15 protein-coding genes are annotated in these 15,631 nt (G+C 45.9%); 7 read left to right on the plus strand and 8 right to left on the minus strand.

What is annotated here, in order from left to right:
* Positions 1-105: 105 nt before the first annotated feature.
* The 4 genes from rpoD to rpsU form a co-directional block, all read right to left on the minus strand.
* A complete protein-coding gene (gene rpoD / locus AB4209_RS03355; protein WP_048614894.1) occupies positions 106-1,950 on the minus strand; it encodes an RNA polymerase sigma factor RpoD in 1,845 nt (614 codons plus the stop codon).
* A gap of 99 nt (positions 1,951-2,049) precedes the next feature.
* Positions 2,050-3,801: a DNA primase gene (dnaG, locus tag AB4209_RS03360; RefSeq protein WP_372054842.1), complete on the minus strand. Its 1,752-nt coding sequence runs from the start codon at positions 3,799-3,801 to the stop codon at positions 2,050-2,052.
* Positions 3,802-3,920: 119 nt separating this feature from the next.
* A complete protein-coding gene (locus AB4209_RS03365; protein ID WP_017069475.1) occupies positions 3,921-4,364 on the minus strand; it encodes a GatB/YqeY domain-containing protein in 444 nt (147 codons plus the stop codon).
* A gap of 25 nt (positions 4,365-4,389) precedes the next feature.
* A complete protein-coding gene (gene rpsU, locus AB4209_RS03370; protein ID WP_004396009.1) occupies positions 4,390-4,605 on the minus strand; it encodes a 30S ribosomal protein S21 in 216 nt (71 codons plus the stop codon).
* A gap of 258 nt (positions 4,606-4,863) precedes the next feature.
* On the opposite strand from rpsU, the gene tsaD reads away from it, so the two are divergent.
* Both tsaD and AB4209_RS03380 read left to right on the plus strand, forming a co-directional pair.
* Entirely contained in the window at positions 4,864-5,880 is a 1,017-nt protein-coding gene (gene tsaD, locus AB4209_RS03375) for a tRNA (adenosine(37)-N6)-threonylcarbamoyltransferase complex transferase subunit TsaD (protein WP_017061410.1), read from the plus strand.
* A gap of 106 nt (positions 5,881-5,986) precedes the next feature.
* Positions 5,987-6,802 carry an alpha/beta fold hydrolase gene (locus AB4209_RS03380; protein WP_372054844.1) on the plus strand — a complete coding sequence of 272 codons (816 nt, stop codon included), beginning with the start codon at positions 5,987-5,989 and terminating at the stop codon, positions 6,800-6,802.
* A gap of 43 nt (positions 6,803-6,845) precedes the next feature.
* On the opposite strand, the gene plsY is transcribed toward AB4209_RS03380, so the two are convergent.
* The gene (gene plsY, locus AB4209_RS03385) at positions 6,846-7,442 is read right to left on the minus strand and encodes a glycerol-3-phosphate 1-O-acyltransferase PlsY (RefSeq protein ID WP_009847793.1); all 597 of its coding nucleotides are present in this window, start codon (positions 7,440-7,442) and stop codon (positions 6,846-6,848) included.
* Between the two features lie 138 nt (positions 7,443-7,580).
* Here plsY and folB point away from each other — a divergent pair, with 138 nt between their 5' ends.
* From folB to AB4209_RS03400, 3 genes are read left to right on the plus strand one after another with little or no spacing between them, the layout of a single operon-like run.
* Positions 7,581-7,940, plus strand: a complete 360-nt coding sequence (gene folB / locus AB4209_RS03390) for a dihydroneopterin aldolase (protein WP_017061412.1) — start codon at positions 7,581-7,583, stop codon at positions 7,938-7,940.
* The gene (gene folK / locus AB4209_RS03395) at positions 7,937-8,419 is read left to right on the plus strand and encodes a 2-amino-4-hydroxy-6-hydroxymethyldihydropteridine diphosphokinase (protein ID WP_017062921.1); all 483 of its coding nucleotides are present in this window, start codon (positions 7,937-7,939) and stop codon (positions 8,417-8,419) included. The genes folB and folK overlap by 4 nt, the downstream gene beginning before the upstream one ends.
* 15 nt (positions 8,420-8,434) lie before the next feature.
* A complete protein-coding gene (locus tag AB4209_RS03400; protein ID WP_010434624.1) occupies positions 8,435-9,238 on the plus strand; it encodes an undecaprenyl-diphosphate phosphatase in 804 nt (267 codons plus the stop codon).
* Between the two features lie 91 nt (positions 9,239-9,329).
* Here AB4209_RS03400 and AB4209_RS03405 read toward each other — a convergent pair whose 3' ends face one another.
* Positions 9,330-10,646 carry a multifunctional CCA addition/repair protein gene (locus tag AB4209_RS03405; protein ID WP_372054846.1) on the minus strand — a complete coding sequence of 439 codons (1,317 nt, stop codon included), beginning with the start codon at positions 10,644-10,646 and terminating at the stop codon, positions 9,330-9,332.
* Between the two features lie 36 nt (positions 10,647-10,682).
* Here AB4209_RS03405 and AB4209_RS03410 point away from each other — a divergent pair, with 36 nt between their 5' ends.
* Both AB4209_RS03410 and AB4209_RS03415 read left to right on the plus strand, forming a co-directional pair.
* Positions 10,683-12,353, plus strand: a complete 1,671-nt coding sequence (locus AB4209_RS03410; RefSeq protein WP_198594333.1) for an ExeA family protein — start codon at positions 10,683-10,685, stop codon at positions 12,351-12,353.
* Positions 12,353-13,345, plus strand: a complete 993-nt coding sequence (locus tag AB4209_RS03415) for a general secretion pathway protein GspB (RefSeq protein ID WP_017062918.1) — start codon at positions 12,353-12,355, stop codon at positions 13,343-13,345. Before AB4209_RS03410 ends, AB4209_RS03415 begins: the two co-directional genes overlap by 1 nt.
* Positions 13,346-13,450: 105 nt before the next feature.
* Here AB4209_RS03415 and AB4209_RS03420 read toward each other — a convergent pair whose 3' ends face one another.
* Complete coding sequence (locus AB4209_RS03420; RefSeq protein WP_017062917.1) at positions 13,451-14,062, minus strand: TIGR04211 family SH3 domain-containing protein; 612 nt, start codon at positions 14,060-14,062, stop codon at positions 13,451-13,453.
* 205 nt (positions 14,063-14,267) lie between these two features.
* Positions 14,268-15,530: an inorganic phosphate transporter gene (locus tag AB4209_RS03425; RefSeq protein WP_017061418.1), complete on the minus strand. Its 1,263-nt coding sequence runs from the start codon at positions 15,528-15,530 to the stop codon at positions 14,268-14,270.
* Positions 15,531-15,631: the final 101 nt, after the last annotated feature.

The following is a 15,631-nucleotide window of genomic DNA, read 5'->3' on the forward strand; positions in this document are numbered from 1 at the left end:
TCCGCTTACATCTTAGCCACTTAAATCACACGGATAAAAAAAAGGTGAGCCAACGCTCACCTTTTCTTATTTATGCTTAAAAGCTAACCGCACTAAAGTGTGTGATTACTCGTCTAGGAAGCTACGCAGAGTTTCTGAGCGGCTTGGGTGACGAAGTTTACGCAGTGCTTTTGCTTCGATCTGACGGATACGTTCACGAGTTACGTCGAACTGCTTGCCCACTTCTTCAAGAGTGTGGTCAGTGTTCATGTCGATACCGAAACGCATACGCAGTACTTTAGCTTCACGAGGAGTTAGGCCAGCAAGAACGTCTTTAGTTGCACCGCGTAGGCTTGTTGCCGTTGCAGAGTCTAAAGGTAGTTCTAGCGTTGTATCCTCGATGAAATCACCTAGGTGCGAATCTTCGTCGTCACCGATTGGTGTCTCCATTGAGATTGGCTCTTTAGCGATTTTCAGTACTTTACGGATCTTGTCTTCAGGCATTTGCATGCGTTCAGCTAGCTCTTCCGGAAGTGGTTCACGACCCATCTCTTGTAGCATTTGACGAGAGATACGGTTTAGTTTGTTGATCGTTTCGATCATGTGAACCGGAATACGGATAGTACGAGCTTGGTCGGCAATCGAACGAGTGATTGCTTGACGGATCCACCAAGTAGCGTAAGTAGAGAACTTGTAACCACGACGGTATTCAAACTTATCTACCGCTTTCATCAGACCGATGTTACCTTCTTGGATTAGATCCAGGAATTGTAGACCACGGTTTGTGTACTTCTTAGCAATCGAGATTACTAGACGTAAGTTCGCTTCAACCATCTCTTTCTTCGCACGACGAGCTTTCGCTTCACCGATAGACATGCGACGGCTGATATCTTTGATGCTTTGAACAGTAAGAGACGTTTCACGTTCGATCATATCCAGCTTTTGGATAGAGCGACGGATGTCGTGCTCGTTACGTTTAATCTTTTCTGCGTATGGCTTGTCTGAAGCAAGAACTTCATCCAACCATGCTTCGCTAGATTCGTTGCCAGTAAATAGAGCAATGAAAGATTTCTTCGGCATTTTGCCGTACTCAACCGTTTGACGCATGATTAGGCGTTCTTGAGTACGTACACGATCCATAGAGTTACGCAGTTCGTTTACTAGGTAATCAAACTGTTTTGGTGTTAGACGGAACTCTTTGAATACGTCTTGCATCATTGTTGTTGCAAGCATTGCTTTCGGGCTTTCATGGCCGTACTCGTTGATCGCTAGCTGACGGTTCTGGTAGCTAGTACGAAGCGCTGTGAACTTCTCAAGAGCAAGCTCAGGATCGATACCTGTATCTTCTTCTTCCTCTTCCTCGTCGTCTTCAGCGTCTTCTTTGTCTTCGTCTTCCAGATCAGTTTCAGCAAGTTCTGAACCGATGTGAGTCGCCGTTGGCGCAGCTGTGCCATCGTCGTCAGGGTCAACAAAGCCATTGATTAGGTCTGTTAAGCGAATCTCTTCTGCTTGTACGCGGTCAAACTGTTCCAAGATGTATGGAATAGTGCCTGGGTACTCAGCAACCGATAGTTGAACTGTATTGATACCATCTTCAATACGTTTCGCAATGTCGATTTCGCCTTCACGAGTCAGTAGTTCAACCGTACCCATTTCACGCATGTACATACGAACTGGGTCAGTAGTACGGCCAATCTCGCTTTCTACGCTTGAAAGCGCAGCAGCTGCAGCTTCGGCTGCATCTTCATCTATATTGGCATCGTCATCATTAAGTGCTAGATCATCAGCATCAGGTGCAGTTTCAACTACCTTGATACCCATGTCGTTGATCATTTGAATGATGTCTTCTACCTGTTCAGAATCCACGATTTCTGCAGGTAGGTGGTCGTTTACTTCGGCGTAGGTCAGATAGCCTTGTTCCTTGCCTTTAATAACAAGTAATTTAAGCTGTGACTGCGGATTTTGATCCATAGATGATATCCAACTTCAGGTCTGGTGAAGGACGTTGCATTCTCAAATGCAAACCAATTATGTTAACAAATTTATTAAATGCTGACTAATCAAACAGGGTTACGCTTTTAGATCTAGCATTAAAGCTAGTAGCTCCCTTTTTTCTTCGGCTGATAAACCGACGCTTCTTGCTTTGGCCTGCAGGTTTTCAATTTGTTTTTCAACGCACTGGGCAAGTATATTGTCCAATGAGTCTAAAAATATGTCTTCTTGATTGTCTTCGTCGAGGGGGATTTCCCAGCTCGCGAGACGAGACAGAAGAGCCTCATGTTTATTGTGTCGCCAATGCTCTAATAATTGGCCTGTGTTGATATGGGGATGCGCATGGCATTTATCAAGTACTTCGACGAATAAACTTAGTCCAGGCAGCTGTAAGCCTTTGACACTTGATAAATCCGGTACCATATCAGCATAGCTCGGATTTTGGATAAGCAAAGCGATAACTTCACGCATTGGAGTGCGTTTCAGCTCTTTATGCGGTTGAGGTATCGGGTTCTGTGTATGAACACGCGCTCGCCTCAATTGGTTATCAAATCCAGTGCGCTCATCGAGCAATTTTTCGAGCAACTCTTGGAAGTAACTGTCAGGGATTTTGTTAATCAATGCGCTAGCGTGTGCGCGCAGTGCCGATTTCCCTTCGGTTGTTCCCAAGTTTAACTTGTGTATTTCTATCAGGTTATCGAACAAATAGGTCGAAAGCGGTGTCGCATTTTGAACAAGCTGTTCGAAAGCGGCTTTGCCGTGTTCTCTTATATAGCTGTCTGGGTCTTCACCGTCGGGCAAGAATAGAAACTTGAGTGTGTTACCGGTTTTCAGGTACTCAAGTGCGTTTTCTAGTGCGCGCCATGCGGCCTCTTTACCTGCTCGGTCACCATCGTAACAACAAACCACAGTGCTGGTTTGACGGAACAACATTTGAACATGGTCGCCGGTTGTCGAGGTGCCCAGTGATGCTACTGAGTAATCGACACCATATTGCGCGAGTGCCACGACATCCATGTAACCTTCAACCACAAGTATTTGCGGCGGTTCACGGTAGGCTTGCAGCACTTCATAAAGGCCGTAAAGCTCTTTACCTTTATGGAAGATAGGCGTTTCTGGTGAGTTGAGGTATTTTGGTGTGCCGTCTTCTAATACACGACCACCAAAACCAATCACACGGCCACGACGATCACGAATTGGGAACATTACGCGTCCACGGAATCGGTCGTATCGGTTACCTTTATCGTTCTCAATTAACATGCCGCCAGTTACGAGCATGTCTTGGGCTTCTTTCTGTTGGCCAAAGTTCTTACGAACTAAGTCCCACTCATCGGCCACATAACCAATGCCAAACTTCTGGACGATCTCGCCCGAAAGGCCACGATTCTTTAGGTAATCAATCGCAGGTTTGTTGGCTGATATTTTCAGTTGAGAGCGGTAAAAATTACTGATGCCGCCCATCAAATCGTAGAGGTTACGTTTTTGTTCGCTGTTGGCTCTTGGTGCTGTTGATATCTCGCCGCTACGTTGCTCTCTAGGAACATCGAGCCCTAAGAAAGAGGCTAGCTCTTCAATAGCTTCAACAAAATCGAGACGTTCGAACTCCATAATGAAGTCGATAGCATTACCGTGTACGCCACAACCAAAGCAGTGATAAAACTGTTTTTCTTGGCTTACGCTAAAAGAAGGGGTCTTTTCGTTGTGGAATGGGCAACAAGCACCATAGTTTTTGCCTTTTTTCTTAAGTTTCACGCGTGCGTCCACAATGTCGACAATGTCGAGACGCGCTAGGAGATCATCGATGAAACTACGCGGGATGTGTCCTGCCATAAAACCTTAGAAAAATGCACTAACTGAGAGTGTGGATAATAATAGTTTGAATAGGTTACAGATACAAACAAGCCGTGCGTTCCGAAGGATTGCACGGCTTGTTGCAATTTGATTTGGGATTAAGCGAGTTTAGAACGAACTAAACCACTAACTTTCCCCATATCTGCACGCCCTTGAATTTGTGGTTTCAAGATAGCCATTACTTTACCCATGTCTTGCATGCCCGCTGGTTGAGCTTCGGCGATTGCGCTATCAAGTAGTGCAATAACTTCTTCATCAGTTAGCGGTTGAGGCATAAAGCCTTCAAGTACCGTAATTTCTGCTTTTTCCACGTCAGCAAGATCTTGACGATTTGCTGATTCATATTGAGCAACAGAATCGCGACGTTGCTTAACCATTTTAACTAATACAGCAAGAATGTCGTCGTCGTTCAGAGTGATCCGTTCGTCAACTTCACGTTGCTTAATTGCTGAAAGAGCTAAGCGGATAGTGCCAAGGCGCGGTTTGTCCTTGGCTTTCATCGCTAATTTTTGCTCTTCTTTGAGTTGTTCAATAAGAGCCATAACTCAGTCCTTATGGATTAAGTTATTAGTACAGGCGAACGCGACGTGCGTTTTCGCGAGCTAGCTTCTTAGCGTGACGCTTTTGAGCTGCTGCTTTAGCGCGTTTGCGAACTGTAGTTGGCTTTTCGTAGTGCTCGCGACGGCGAACTTCAGAAAGGATACCTGCTTTTTCACAAGAGCGCTTGAAACGACGTAGTGCAACGTCGAACGGTTCGTTTTCACGTACTTTAACTATTGGCATATGCCTTTCACCTCAGGGGTTATTCATTATCGCTGGCTACTCAGTACCAAATCAGAGAAGTTACCCATCGAGCTAACTCTCTATTCGCGTTTGGCCATTAACCAGCTTGATCAAAAATGGTGCGGAATTTTAATCCGATCACAGTGGCTTTGTAAAGCACTTTGTCGATTATAGTCTGTACAATATTTGTTTGAAGAGCTTAGGCAGGGTAATATTGCGCTAATTTCCCATTTTAGACGAAAGCGTGCCGAGAAAATTATGCGCATTATTGGTATTGAAACCTCTTGTGATGAAACAGGAATCGCGATTTATGATGATGAGCAAGGGCTGCTTTCTCATCAATTATATAGCCAAGTAAAGCTGCACGCCGATTACGGTGGTGTGGTACCTGAGCTAGCTTCACGTGACCACGTGAAAAAAACAATTCCTCTTATTAAAGCGGCATTAGCTGAAGCGAACCTAACGTCGAAAGACATTGATGGTGTGGCTTACACGGCTGGCCCTGGTTTAGTGGGTGCACTGCTGGTTGGTGCAACGATTGGTCGCAGTATTGCTTATGCGTGGGGAGTGCCTGCAGTGCCTGTTCACCATATGGAAGGTCACCTTCTTGCGCCAATGCTAGAAGATAACCCACCACCATTCCCATTTGTGGCTCTGCTGGTTTCTGGCGGCCATACCATGATGGTAGAAGTGAAAGGTATTGGTGAATACCGAATCCTTGGTGAATCGATTGATGATGCAGCGGGTGAAGCGTTTGATAAAACCGCGAAACTGATGGGCTTAGATTACCCTGGTGGTCCACTGTTATCTCGTTTGGCGGAAAAAGGCACTCCGGGTCGTTTTAAGTTCCCGCGTCCAATGACCGATCGTCCGGGTCTAGATATGAGCTTTTCTGGTTTGAAGACGTTCGCAGCGAATACCATTCGCGATAACGATAATGATGACCAAACTCGCGCTGATATCGCTTATGCATTCCAAGAAGCTGTTTGTGCAACCTTAGTAATCAAGTGTAAGCGAGCCTTGGTTGAAACGGGCATGAAACGTATAGTGATTGCTGGCGGTGTAAGTGCCAACAAACAACTGCGTGTTGAGCTTGAAGCTCTTGCTAAGAAAGTCGGTGGTGAGGTGTACTACCCACGCACAGAATTCTGTACAGATAATGGTGCGATGATCGCTTATGCGGGCATGCAGCGCCTAAAGAATGGCGAAACGGCTGATTTGTCTGTTCATGCCACACCGCGTTGGCCTATTGACCAGCTAGAGCCAATTGCGTAATTGACTATAGTGTTTCGATAAACGGTCGCCTTGTGCGGCCGTTTTTATATCCTAGCTTACCGACTGTATGTCGATAAATAATTGCTGATAGAGATTAGGGAAGAAAATGAACAAGTTCACAGTAGACAATCAATCGATGGCGTACCTAGATGAAGGTCAAGGCCCTGTTGTTGTACTCGGCCACAGCTACCTTTGGGATAGTGCAATGTGGAAGCCGCAGATCGAAGCGTTAAAAACTCAGTATCGCTGTATTGTTCCAGAGCTTTGGTCTCATGGTGAATCTCAAGCAGCACCCACTTCGATGCGTAACTTGAAAGATTACGCTCAGCACGTTTTGGCTCTGCTTGATCATTTAGAGATCGAAGAATTCTCAGTGGTTGGCTTATCGGTTGGCGGTATGTGGGGGACTGAGTTAGCGGAACTTGCACCTGCACGTATTAAGTCTTTGGTTCTAATGGATACTTTTGTGGGTTTAGAACCAGAAGTTGCTCACGCAAAGTACTTCAGCATGTTAGATACCATCACTCAAACCAAGACGGTTCCTCAGCCAATTGTTGAAGCGGTTGTTCCACTGTTTTTCGCTAATGATACGCAAACCAACACGCCAGCTTTAGTTGAAGATTTTACTCAGCAGTTATCAGCTCTTGAGGGCGACAACGCTGAAGAAGTGGCACGAATTGGTCGAATGGTGTTTGGACGTCGCGATATGATTGAATCGGTAGAGAACTTTGCTCTGCCTGTTTTGATTGCTGTAGGACAAGAAGATAAACCACGTCCGGTACTTGAGTCATACCTAATGCACGATTGCATTACGGGCAGTGAATTAGTGGTGATTCCTGGCGCAGGTCATATTAGCTCGTTAGAGCAACCAGAGTTTGTGAACACAATGCTGAAGACGTTTTTAGATAAACATCTGCTATAAGCTTTAAATACTGAATATTATGGTTCGGCTTAGACGTGACAGTTTAAGCCGATTTTTTTTGTCCGAGTTTTGGTTCGCTGCCATCGAGTAGGCGGCGGATATTCTGGTGGTGACGTAACACGATCAAACAGCACAGCATGGCTACTGGCAATGTGTATTGAGGTTTGACTAACCAAGCGTAGAAAGGGGCAAGTAGCACAGTAACCAGTGCCGCTAAAGAAGAGTAACGAAACAAAAACGCGACCACTAACCAAGTCGCCATGATCATTCCGGTTAGATCGAATCCTATTGGGGCGATAGCGCCAAGTGCGGTTGCCACGCCTTTACCACCTTTGAAGTGGAAGAAGATCGGATACATATGGCCAAGACACGCCGCAATTGCCACAACCCCAAGAATGATTGGGTCGATCTTGAGGTAGTAGCCAAGCCAGACAGGGATAGTGCCTTTCAGCATGTCACACAAAAGGACGGCAGCTGCTGCGCCTTTACCGCCAACACGCAGGACATTGGTTGCTCCTGGGTTGTTAGAACCTACTGTTCGAGGATCTGGGAGCCTCAAAACTCGGCATATCAAGACCGCACTAGAGATTGAACCTAGTAAGTAGGCAGCAATGATCATGATAAGTGCCAATGGGGTCATGTCTGTCCTTTAACGGTTATACGCCTAACGATGGGAAAATAATGCTCAATCCAAGAGTAATTGATATCATATCTCGAATTACGCAAATAATACGTTTTTTTCCCCAATTTGGGTATCCGACCTCTAAAAGGACAAGTCATGGCACTGGATAAAGTTTTCATTGAGCAGCTAGAAGTAATTACAACGATCGGTGTTTACGATTGGGAGCAAGAGATCAAACAGAAACTGGTGCTTGATATTGAAATGGCTCATGACAACCGCCCAGCAGGCAAGAGTGATGATGTGGTTGATGCTTTGGATTATTCGAAAGTGAGCACTGCAGTACTTGAGCACATTGCAAATGGCCGTTTTCTACTCGTAGAACGTGTTGCTGAAGAAGTCGCAGAGCTTATTATGACTCAGTTCTCTGTGCCGTGGATTAAAATCCGATTGGCTAAACCTGGCGCAGTGCCACAAGCAAAAGCCGTTGGTGTGATCATCGAACGAGGTCAAGCATGACAGTAGCCTATGTTGGTGTTGGCACGAACATAGACCGCGACAAGCATGCAAGGGTGGCATGGACAGAGCTTCAATCGTTAGGGACTAACCTTAAATGCTCTAAAATCTATCACTGTGAGCCCGTCGGTTTTAATAGCCATCCGTTTTATAACTTTGTGATAGAGCTCGACACGTCACTCTCATTGACTGAATTTTCACAGCAGCTGCGTAAAATTGAGTTTAAATGGGGTCGCTCTCAAGATGCGCACAAACTACAAGATCGAAAACTCGATCTTGATATTGTGCTGTTTGGAGAGGAGGTTTCTGAGTGTGAACCAGAATTACCACGCAGTGATATCTACAAATATCCTTTTGTAACACAGCCGCTTTATGATCTTTGTCCTGCGCGAGTGATCCCGCAAGACGGAAGAACCGTCAGTGAAATATGGCAGAAGATGCAGCAATTAGACTCGCTCTCTGTCGTAGATATAAAACTATAATTTTTAAGGTAAGTAATGAGTTATTTTGAAGCGTTTATATTGGCGTTGGTGCAAGGCTTTACAGAGTTTTTACCTATTTCCAGTTCTGCACACCTAATCCTTCCTTCAGCTGTTTTAGGCTGGGAAGATCAAGGTTTGGCTTTTGATGTCGCTGTCCACGTTGGTACTTTGGCAGCTGTTGTTATCTATTTCCGTAAAGAAGTGGTCTCTCTGTTGAGCGCATTCTTTGGTTCAGTGTTTAAAGGCGATCGTAGTAAAGAAGCGAAGTTAGCGTGGATGATCATTCTCGCGACGATTCCTGCGTGTATCTTTGGCTTGTTGATGAAAGATATTGTTGAGCTTTACTTACGCAGTGCGTGGGTGATCGCGACGACAACGATTATCTTTGGTCTATTGCTATGGTGGGTGGACAAGAACTCAAGCCTGCGCGATGACGAATACCAAGCGGGTTGGAAAAAGGCGCTGTTTATTGGTCTTGCTCAAGCAATGGCGATCATTCCGGGCACGTCTCGTTCTGGCGCAACCATTACCGCGGCGCTTTACCTTGGTTTCACACGTGAAGCGGCGGCTCGATTCTCTTTCTTGATGTCTATCCCAATCATCACTCTGGCTGGTGGTTATTTAGGTCTTAAGTTGGTGACAAGCGGTGATCCAATCCATGTTGGCACTTTGCTAACGGGCGTTGCGGTGTCTTTCATCAGTGCTTACATCTGTATCCACTTTTTCTTGAAGCTTATCTCTCGTATGGGCATGACACCGTTCGTTATCTACCGCCTGATTCTAGGTTGTGGTCTATTTGCTTTCTTGATGATGCAGTAACAGACACAGGCAACGGTCTCGCTGTAAGAATTGAAACAAAAGGCCCGCTTAACTGCGGGCTTTTTATACGTTTTAGGTAGAGCGGCGACGATTAACTGCTAGCGAGTTCTGATAGGGCGTTTTCAATTGCGATGGCTCTGCGTTTCTCTTGTTCTTCTCGAATATCTTTACCTTTAAAGCCATCTGCAATGATCGCTTTTACTTCAACTTGAAGCGCCGCTTGATAGGCAGCTTCAAAACGAGCCTTTTGAGGGTAAGGCTGATCTTGTAACCCTTTTCGGCCTGCGTGGTCGGCCTGGCAGCAAAGTAGTATATCGTCGAGCCTATCTGGCTTACGCCAAACATCGAACTTGTTGAGAACCTTGAGAAAGGTGGTTGGTTTGAGCTCGCCTGCGCGGTGGATATTAGAATGTTGCTCGCACACTAACAACGCAAGGTCTCTGAACTCATTGGGCACTCTCACTCGCTCACACAGTTTCTTGATTATCTTAACACCTGTGTGGCAGTGCATTTTATGGCTTGGCCATTCAGCTTGTGGTGTGACGCCTTTACCTAAGTCATGCACTTGAGCTGCAAAGCGTACCGGTAGCGATGGGCTTAATAGTGCGGCTTGCTGAGCAACCATCAGAGTGTGAATACCCGTGTCGATTTCAGGGTGCCATTTTTCAGGTTGAGGGACGCCAAATAGAGCGTCAATCTCAGGTAATACGACTGCCAATGCACCACACTCTTTCAATACAGAGAGGAACACTTCAGGGTGCGGTGTACTAAGAGACTTATGCCACTCTTGCCAAACTCGCTCTGCAGTAAGGTGTGCCAGTTCACCAGATTGGACGATCTCACTCATCATATCCATGGTTTCAGGTGCAACCGTGAAGTTAAGATGGTGAAGCTTGGCGGCGAAGCGAGCCACACGCAGTACACGAAGAGGGTCTTCAACAAAAGCGTCTGAAACGTGTCTTAAGATACGATCCGAGAGATCTTTCTGGCCATGATAAGGATCGTGAAGTTGGCCTTTATCATCTTGAGCTATAGCGTTGATGGTCAGATCTCGACGCATCAGGTCTTCTTCCAAACTCACGTCTGGCGCGAAGTAACATTCGAAGCCTGTGTAACCAGAGCCTGATTTTCTCTCAGTGCGAGCCAGTGCGTGCTCTTCTTTGGTTTTTGGGTGCAAGAATACCGGGAAATCTTTTCCCACAGCAGTAAAGCCAAGGTTTTCCATCTCTTGAGGGGTACTCCCTACCACGACCCAATCTCTATCATAACTATCAATATTGAGCAGCTTATCGCGCACTGCTCCACCGACTAGATAGCGTTGTAGCCCGTTGTCTTTTGGTAGGCTATCGTAAATTTGCAACTTATCACCTCGAAATGTTTTATCACTGCTGGACTTTACTGCAAGCAATGGTACTTTCCATTAATCGTAATTATAGGGCAGCACATGTATAAGGAATATTTTGGCTTCGTTGAGATGCCATTTTCGATTGTACCAAATTCTCGCTACTTGTTTTTGAGTCAGCGCCATCAAGAAGCGATGCAGAACCTACAAGCCGGTTTAGGCGAGGGTGGGGGCTTTGCGATGCTTACTGGTGAAGTCGGTACAGGAAAAACAACGGTCGCCAAAGCGATGTTGTCATCACTCGATAATCAGACTCAAGCTGGCCTTATACTTAACCCTACGTTTTCCAATACGGATTTACTGGAAGCTATCTGTGATGAGTTTGAGGTCGAGTACCCGGAACAAGCATCGTTGAAACAGCTGAGTCAGGCCATTCATCACTTCCTGCTCGATAGTCATGCTGAAGGTATTCAAACCCTATTGGTGATCGATGAAGCCCAACACCTCGCTGCCGATGTGTTGGAGCAGTTACGCCTTCTAACAAACTTGGAAACCGACAATCGTAAGCTGTTAAAAGTACTGTTGGTCGGCCAGCCGGAATTACAACAGCACTTACAAACCACGCAGCTACGTCAGCTAGCACAGCGCATTACTGGTCGTTATCACTTACTGCCTCTTAATACCGAAGAAACGGGCAAGTACATCGCGTTTCGTTTGGAGACGGCGGGTGGCGAGCAGATGTTGTTTTCGAACCGTTCTATCAAGCTGATTGCTCAATATACGCATGGTATTCCAAGGCTCATTAACTTGGTGTGTGATAAAGCACTGCAGTTGGCTTTTCATGACGGTGAGCAGCTACCGAGCAATGAAACGGTTAACCGAGCGTGTCAGCAGGTTATGTCCTTTCAGGCCGATGTGTATCACGTCGAGAAGGCTCTAACTTCTCGTGTCGCGCCTAAGTTATTCCAATACGCAGGGATTGCGACGTTAAGCGTTGGTCTTGCAATAGCGACCTTTAACTTCGCTCCAAGCTATATCAATGCTTGGTTGCCTACGGATGCATCAAATGGAGCAAAGACGGAAGTGTCTGCACAGGCTCAGCGCTCTTTGGTGGCGAATGAACCTCAGTTGGTTGCTGAGCCAAAACCTTCCAAGTTTGCTTTGCCACAAGATATTCAACAGCACTTGATGCAGGGAACCAATCGTTCTCTCGCTATCAAGGACTTGTATACGCTCTGGGGGTATCAGTCTTCACTGCGTGATGGCTTGTGCTTAAGTGAGCCGCAAAGTGTCTTTGTGTGCGAGCAACAACAGTCAAATTTGGATACATTGTTAGAGCTTGGCGTACCCGTGGTCCTTAATCTGGATATCGATCAAGAACCAGTGTTTGCTGTGCTTTATGGTGCGTCTGAGGAGTCTGTCGAGCTCCTCGTTAACGAAAAGCTCTTGGTGATGCCGAAGCAATCCTTAGAGCAAATCTGGCAAGGCGATTACGTCGCTATTTGGAAGCAGCCGCTGCGAGAGACCCTTAAAGAGGGCTATCAAGGTGAAGCGGTTGCTTTGCTTGATCTACTGCTTTCTGAAGTATTAGGAGAGGTTGTTTCCGGTAATGATGTATTTGATTATGAGTTAAAAATGAAAATCGAAGCATTTCAAACGTGGCAAGGTATGTCTGTTGATGGCATTGCAGGTAAGCGCACCTTAGCAAGATTGCAGAGATTAGCTCAACTCGATTCGCCTAAGCTGATGTCACTAGAAGGGGGCGAAAGCTAATGTCACGTATTATGCACGAACTTAAACAGCCGTCTCACAAGCCATCTTCTATTAATCAGCACTCTCTTAGCAAACCAAGCTTCAAAGGCTACCAGAATCATCATGTTCCTAATTCTGCAAAAGGGATGAGCAACAAGCGAGGTTCATCGTTAGCGATGGGGCTACTCTTAATCTTGGTTCCTTCTTTGTTGGTGGGTGGCGTCTTGGCTTATCAATCGTATATCCAACAACAAGAAGCCGTGAACCAAGCTGCCAATGTCGCTCTGCCAGAATTTAAAACTGAATCAGACATTGAGCCTGAAATTGCGGATGCTGATATAGCAAGCATGGATGCCGTGTCTGAGGAAGAAGATGCCTTGTTCACCGTTCGCCCTGCACCGGCGAGCCAACCGTTGAAAGCATTGCCACGCCAAGAGATGTATGCACAGATTGATTCTGGCGCTAATCGTGCAAACACCGCTGGTGGCTCAGCAGTGATCTTCGCTAATGCTGATAACAACACTCAAATGACAGCCAGTTCTGAATCGTCATCCGTTCAGCCAGGCGCGAGTGATGAAACGACTGCTCTGCAATCAAGCACTGATCAGCAATCAAATAGTGACTTACAATCGGACAGTGATCTGCTGCAAGGGCTAGACCTCAGTGAGTTGCCACCTGATTTGGCATTGAAGCTTGAATCCATTATGGGGGAGCAACAAAGCACTCCTGAGCCGATGGACTCTAGACCCGCAGGGCAAAGAGGCTCTCAGGTTATTGAGTTGGAAACGCACACCAATAGCTTATCAGGAGTCCTTCCTAAGTTAGACCTACAAACTCATATGTACTCGAGCAGCGAGACCAAACGTTGGGTAAAAGTGAACGGCCAAGAAGTGGCGCAAGGAGATTGGATTGGACAAGACATTCAATTACTAGAGATTAAGCCACAATCAGTGATCATAGAGTTCAATCAACAGAAGATAGAAATCCCGGCTCTGTACGAGTGGAAAGGTTAGCGATTTCTATACGTATTTAGATAACAGACAAATAAAAAGGAGCACCTCGGTGCTCCTTTTTGATATTCGATACTGAATTTACTGTACCTGATACAAGCGTTAAGTCTACGCCCAACCGTTTGGTGATTTTCTGCGACGAGGCATGATGTGTGGCAGAACAAGGCCTAGAAGTAGACCAATACCCGCAACACCACCACCGTACATGAAGTACTTCAATAGTAGGTCGTCTTTTTGAGTGTCTAGCTTAGCGCGCAGTTCACGGTTCTCTGTTTGAGAACTCGTTAGCTGTTGGCTAATTTCACTGTAGTTCTGTTCTAGTTCAGCAATCTGCTTGTTACGAGAATCTAGAGAGCTTGCTAGGCCAGCTTTTTCGCTGTCAGCACTCTGACGAGCATTCGCTAGCTTGCCTTTAACTTCCGTCAGCTCTTTCTCTAGCTTAGGCATACGCAGTGCCATGCTTTCTTGAGTGCTTACAAACTTGCTTTCAACCCAACCTTTACGGCCACGGTTGTCTTGAATTTGGGTGTAACCCGTACTCTTGTTAGTTTGTAGGAATGTAATCTTTTCACCAGCATCAACACTACCGATGATACGGAATGTGTTGTTTGGGCCAGAATGCATATAAGTAAATAGTTTGTCAGCAATATAACGGTCTTGTGCAAAGGCAGCTGGAGCCGCAAGCATTGCGAACAAAACTAAGCTAATCAGTTTTTTCACAGTAAATCCCTTAACGATTCAAATTGGGTAGGCGTATGAGTCAGCCTCAATCAGCAAATAATATTTAGTTTCTTTATGCGGTGCAACAAAGAAGGGAGGCAAAGCCTCCCTTTCTGTGCGTTTGAGTCAATAATGACATGGCATTTACATATCGTTACTGAAGCTCACACTGTTCTGACGCTAGTATTCACTAACGCAGTCGCGATTACATAGTAAACGCAGCTTGAATTCCGTAGAAGAACACAACAGCAAGTAGAGCACCTGCAGGTAGTGTCACAATCCAAGAAGCCACGATATTACGTACAACGCCTAAGTTTAGTGCTGCGATACCACGAGCAAAACCAACACCTAAAACAGCACCAACGAGTGTTTGTGTAGTAGAGATTGGAAGGCCAGTACCTGAAGCTAGTACAACCGTACATGCAGTTGCAAGTTGTGCAGCAAAGCCACGGCTTGGTGTTAGTTCTGTAATACCAGTACCAACGGTTGCCATTACTTTATGACCCATTGTTGCAAGACCAACAACGATACCGAATCCACCTAGAGGAAGAATCCACCATGCGATAGTACTCTTACCTGTGATTTCACCCATGTGCTCAACGGTTGATACAACAGCAGACAGTGGACCAATCGCGTTCGCAACGTCGTTTGAACCGTGTGCAAATGCCATCGCACAAGCTGTGATAACCATGAGTACAGAGAAGATGCCTTCAACACCTGCAAAGCCGTGGTCTTCTTCGCGGTTAGCGAATTTCTTCTGGATGTATAGGTAACCGCCGATCATTACAAGCGCAGAAACGCCAGCAGCCCAAACCCATGCTTCAGTGTTGCTTAGGTGAAGACCAACGTGCTTAAGGCCTTTCTTGATGGTTACAAGTGCAATTACCATTGTTGTAATGAACATGTATACCGGTACAAAGCGTTTCGCGTTAAATAGCGGGTTCTCTGTATCAAAAATCAGTCGTTGAGCACTTACAAATATGACGTAAGCGAAGAAGCCGGAAATAACGGGTGTGATAATCCAACTACCCACAATACCTTGAACACTGTTCCAGTCTACAGCTTCAGTACCTACAGAAATACACGCAAAACCGATGATTGCACCGATGATTGAGTGAGTCGTAGAAACCGGCCAGCCCATGTAAGAAGCGAGAAGTAGCCATGTACCAGCAGCAAGAAGTGCTGACATCATGCCGTACACAAGTACATCTGGTTGATGAGCGAATAGAGACGTTTCGATAACACCTTTACGGATCGTGTCTGTTACTTCGCCGCCCGCAAGGTAAGCACCTGCGAATTCAAAGATCATTGCGATAATGATCGCTTGTTTAACGGTTAAAGCTTTAGAGCCTACTGAGGTGCCCATTGCGTTCGCAACGTCATTTGCACCAATACCAATAGCCATCAAGAAACCGAAAGCTGCTGCAACAATAATCAGGACAGTGCCGTAGTTAGCAAGGATATCCATCGTAATACCTAGTTGTTTGATAACAAGCGGAACAAATTTAGACGCAAAAAACCGCTCAGCGAGAGGAATACTCAGCGCATAAGTGGTTTGTTCAAAAAATG

The sequence above is a fragment of the Vibrio sp. 10N.286.48.C11 genome (genome assembly GCF_041469805.1).
Taxonomy (GTDB): Bacteria; Pseudomonadota; Gammaproteobacteria; order Enterobacterales; family Vibrionaceae; genus Vibrio; species Vibrio crassostreae_C.

What these genes read in the sequence shown, in the direction of transcription:
- rpoD (WP_048614894.1), bottom strand. Translation starts at nt 1,950, where the DNA reads ATGGATCAAAATCCGCAGTCACAGCTTAAATTACTTGTTATTAAAGGC.
- tsaD (WP_017061410.1), top strand. Translation starts at nt 4,864, where the DNA reads ATGCGCATTATTGGTATTGAAACCTCTTGTGATGAAACAGGAATCGCG.
- rpsU (WP_004396009.1), bottom strand. Translation starts at nt 4,605, where the DNA reads ATGCCAATAGTTAAAGTACGTGAAAACGAACCGTTCGACGTTGCACTA.
- AB4209_RS03425 (WP_017061418.1), bottom strand. Translation starts at nt 15,530, where the DNA reads ATGGATATCCTTGCTAACTACGGCACTGTCCTGATTATTGTTGCAGCA.
- plsY (WP_009847793.1), bottom strand. Translation starts at nt 7,442, where the DNA reads ATGACCCCATTGGCACTTATCATGATCATTGCTGCCTACTTACTAGGT.
- AB4209_RS03410 (WP_198594333.1), top strand. Translation starts at nt 10,683, where the DNA reads ATGTATAAGGAATATTTTGGCTTCGTTGAGATGCCATTTTCGATTGTA.
- AB4209_RS03380 (WP_372054844.1), top strand. Translation starts at nt 5,987, where the DNA reads ATGAACAAGTTCACAGTAGACAATCAATCGATGGCGTACCTAGATGAA.
- folB (WP_017061412.1), top strand. Translation starts at nt 7,581, where the DNA reads ATGGCACTGGATAAAGTTTTCATTGAGCAGCTAGAAGTAATTACAACG.
- dnaG (WP_372054842.1), bottom strand. Translation starts at nt 3,801, where the DNA reads ATGGCAGGACACATCCCGCGTAGTTTCATCGATGATCTCCTAGCGCGT.
- AB4209_RS03415 (WP_017062918.1), top strand. Translation starts at nt 12,353, where the DNA reads ATGTCACGTATTATGCACGAACTTAAACAGCCGTCTCACAAGCCATCT.
- AB4209_RS03400 (WP_010434624.1), top strand. Translation starts at nt 8,435, where the DNA reads ATGAGTTATTTTGAAGCGTTTATATTGGCGTTGGTGCAAGGCTTTACA.
- folK (WP_017062921.1), top strand. Translation starts at nt 7,937, where the DNA reads ATGACAGTAGCCTATGTTGGTGTTGGCACGAACATAGACCGCGACAAG.
- AB4209_RS03365 (WP_017069475.1), bottom strand. Translation starts at nt 4,364, where the DNA reads ATGGCTCTTATTGAACAACTCAAAGAAGAGCAAAAATTAGCGATGAAA.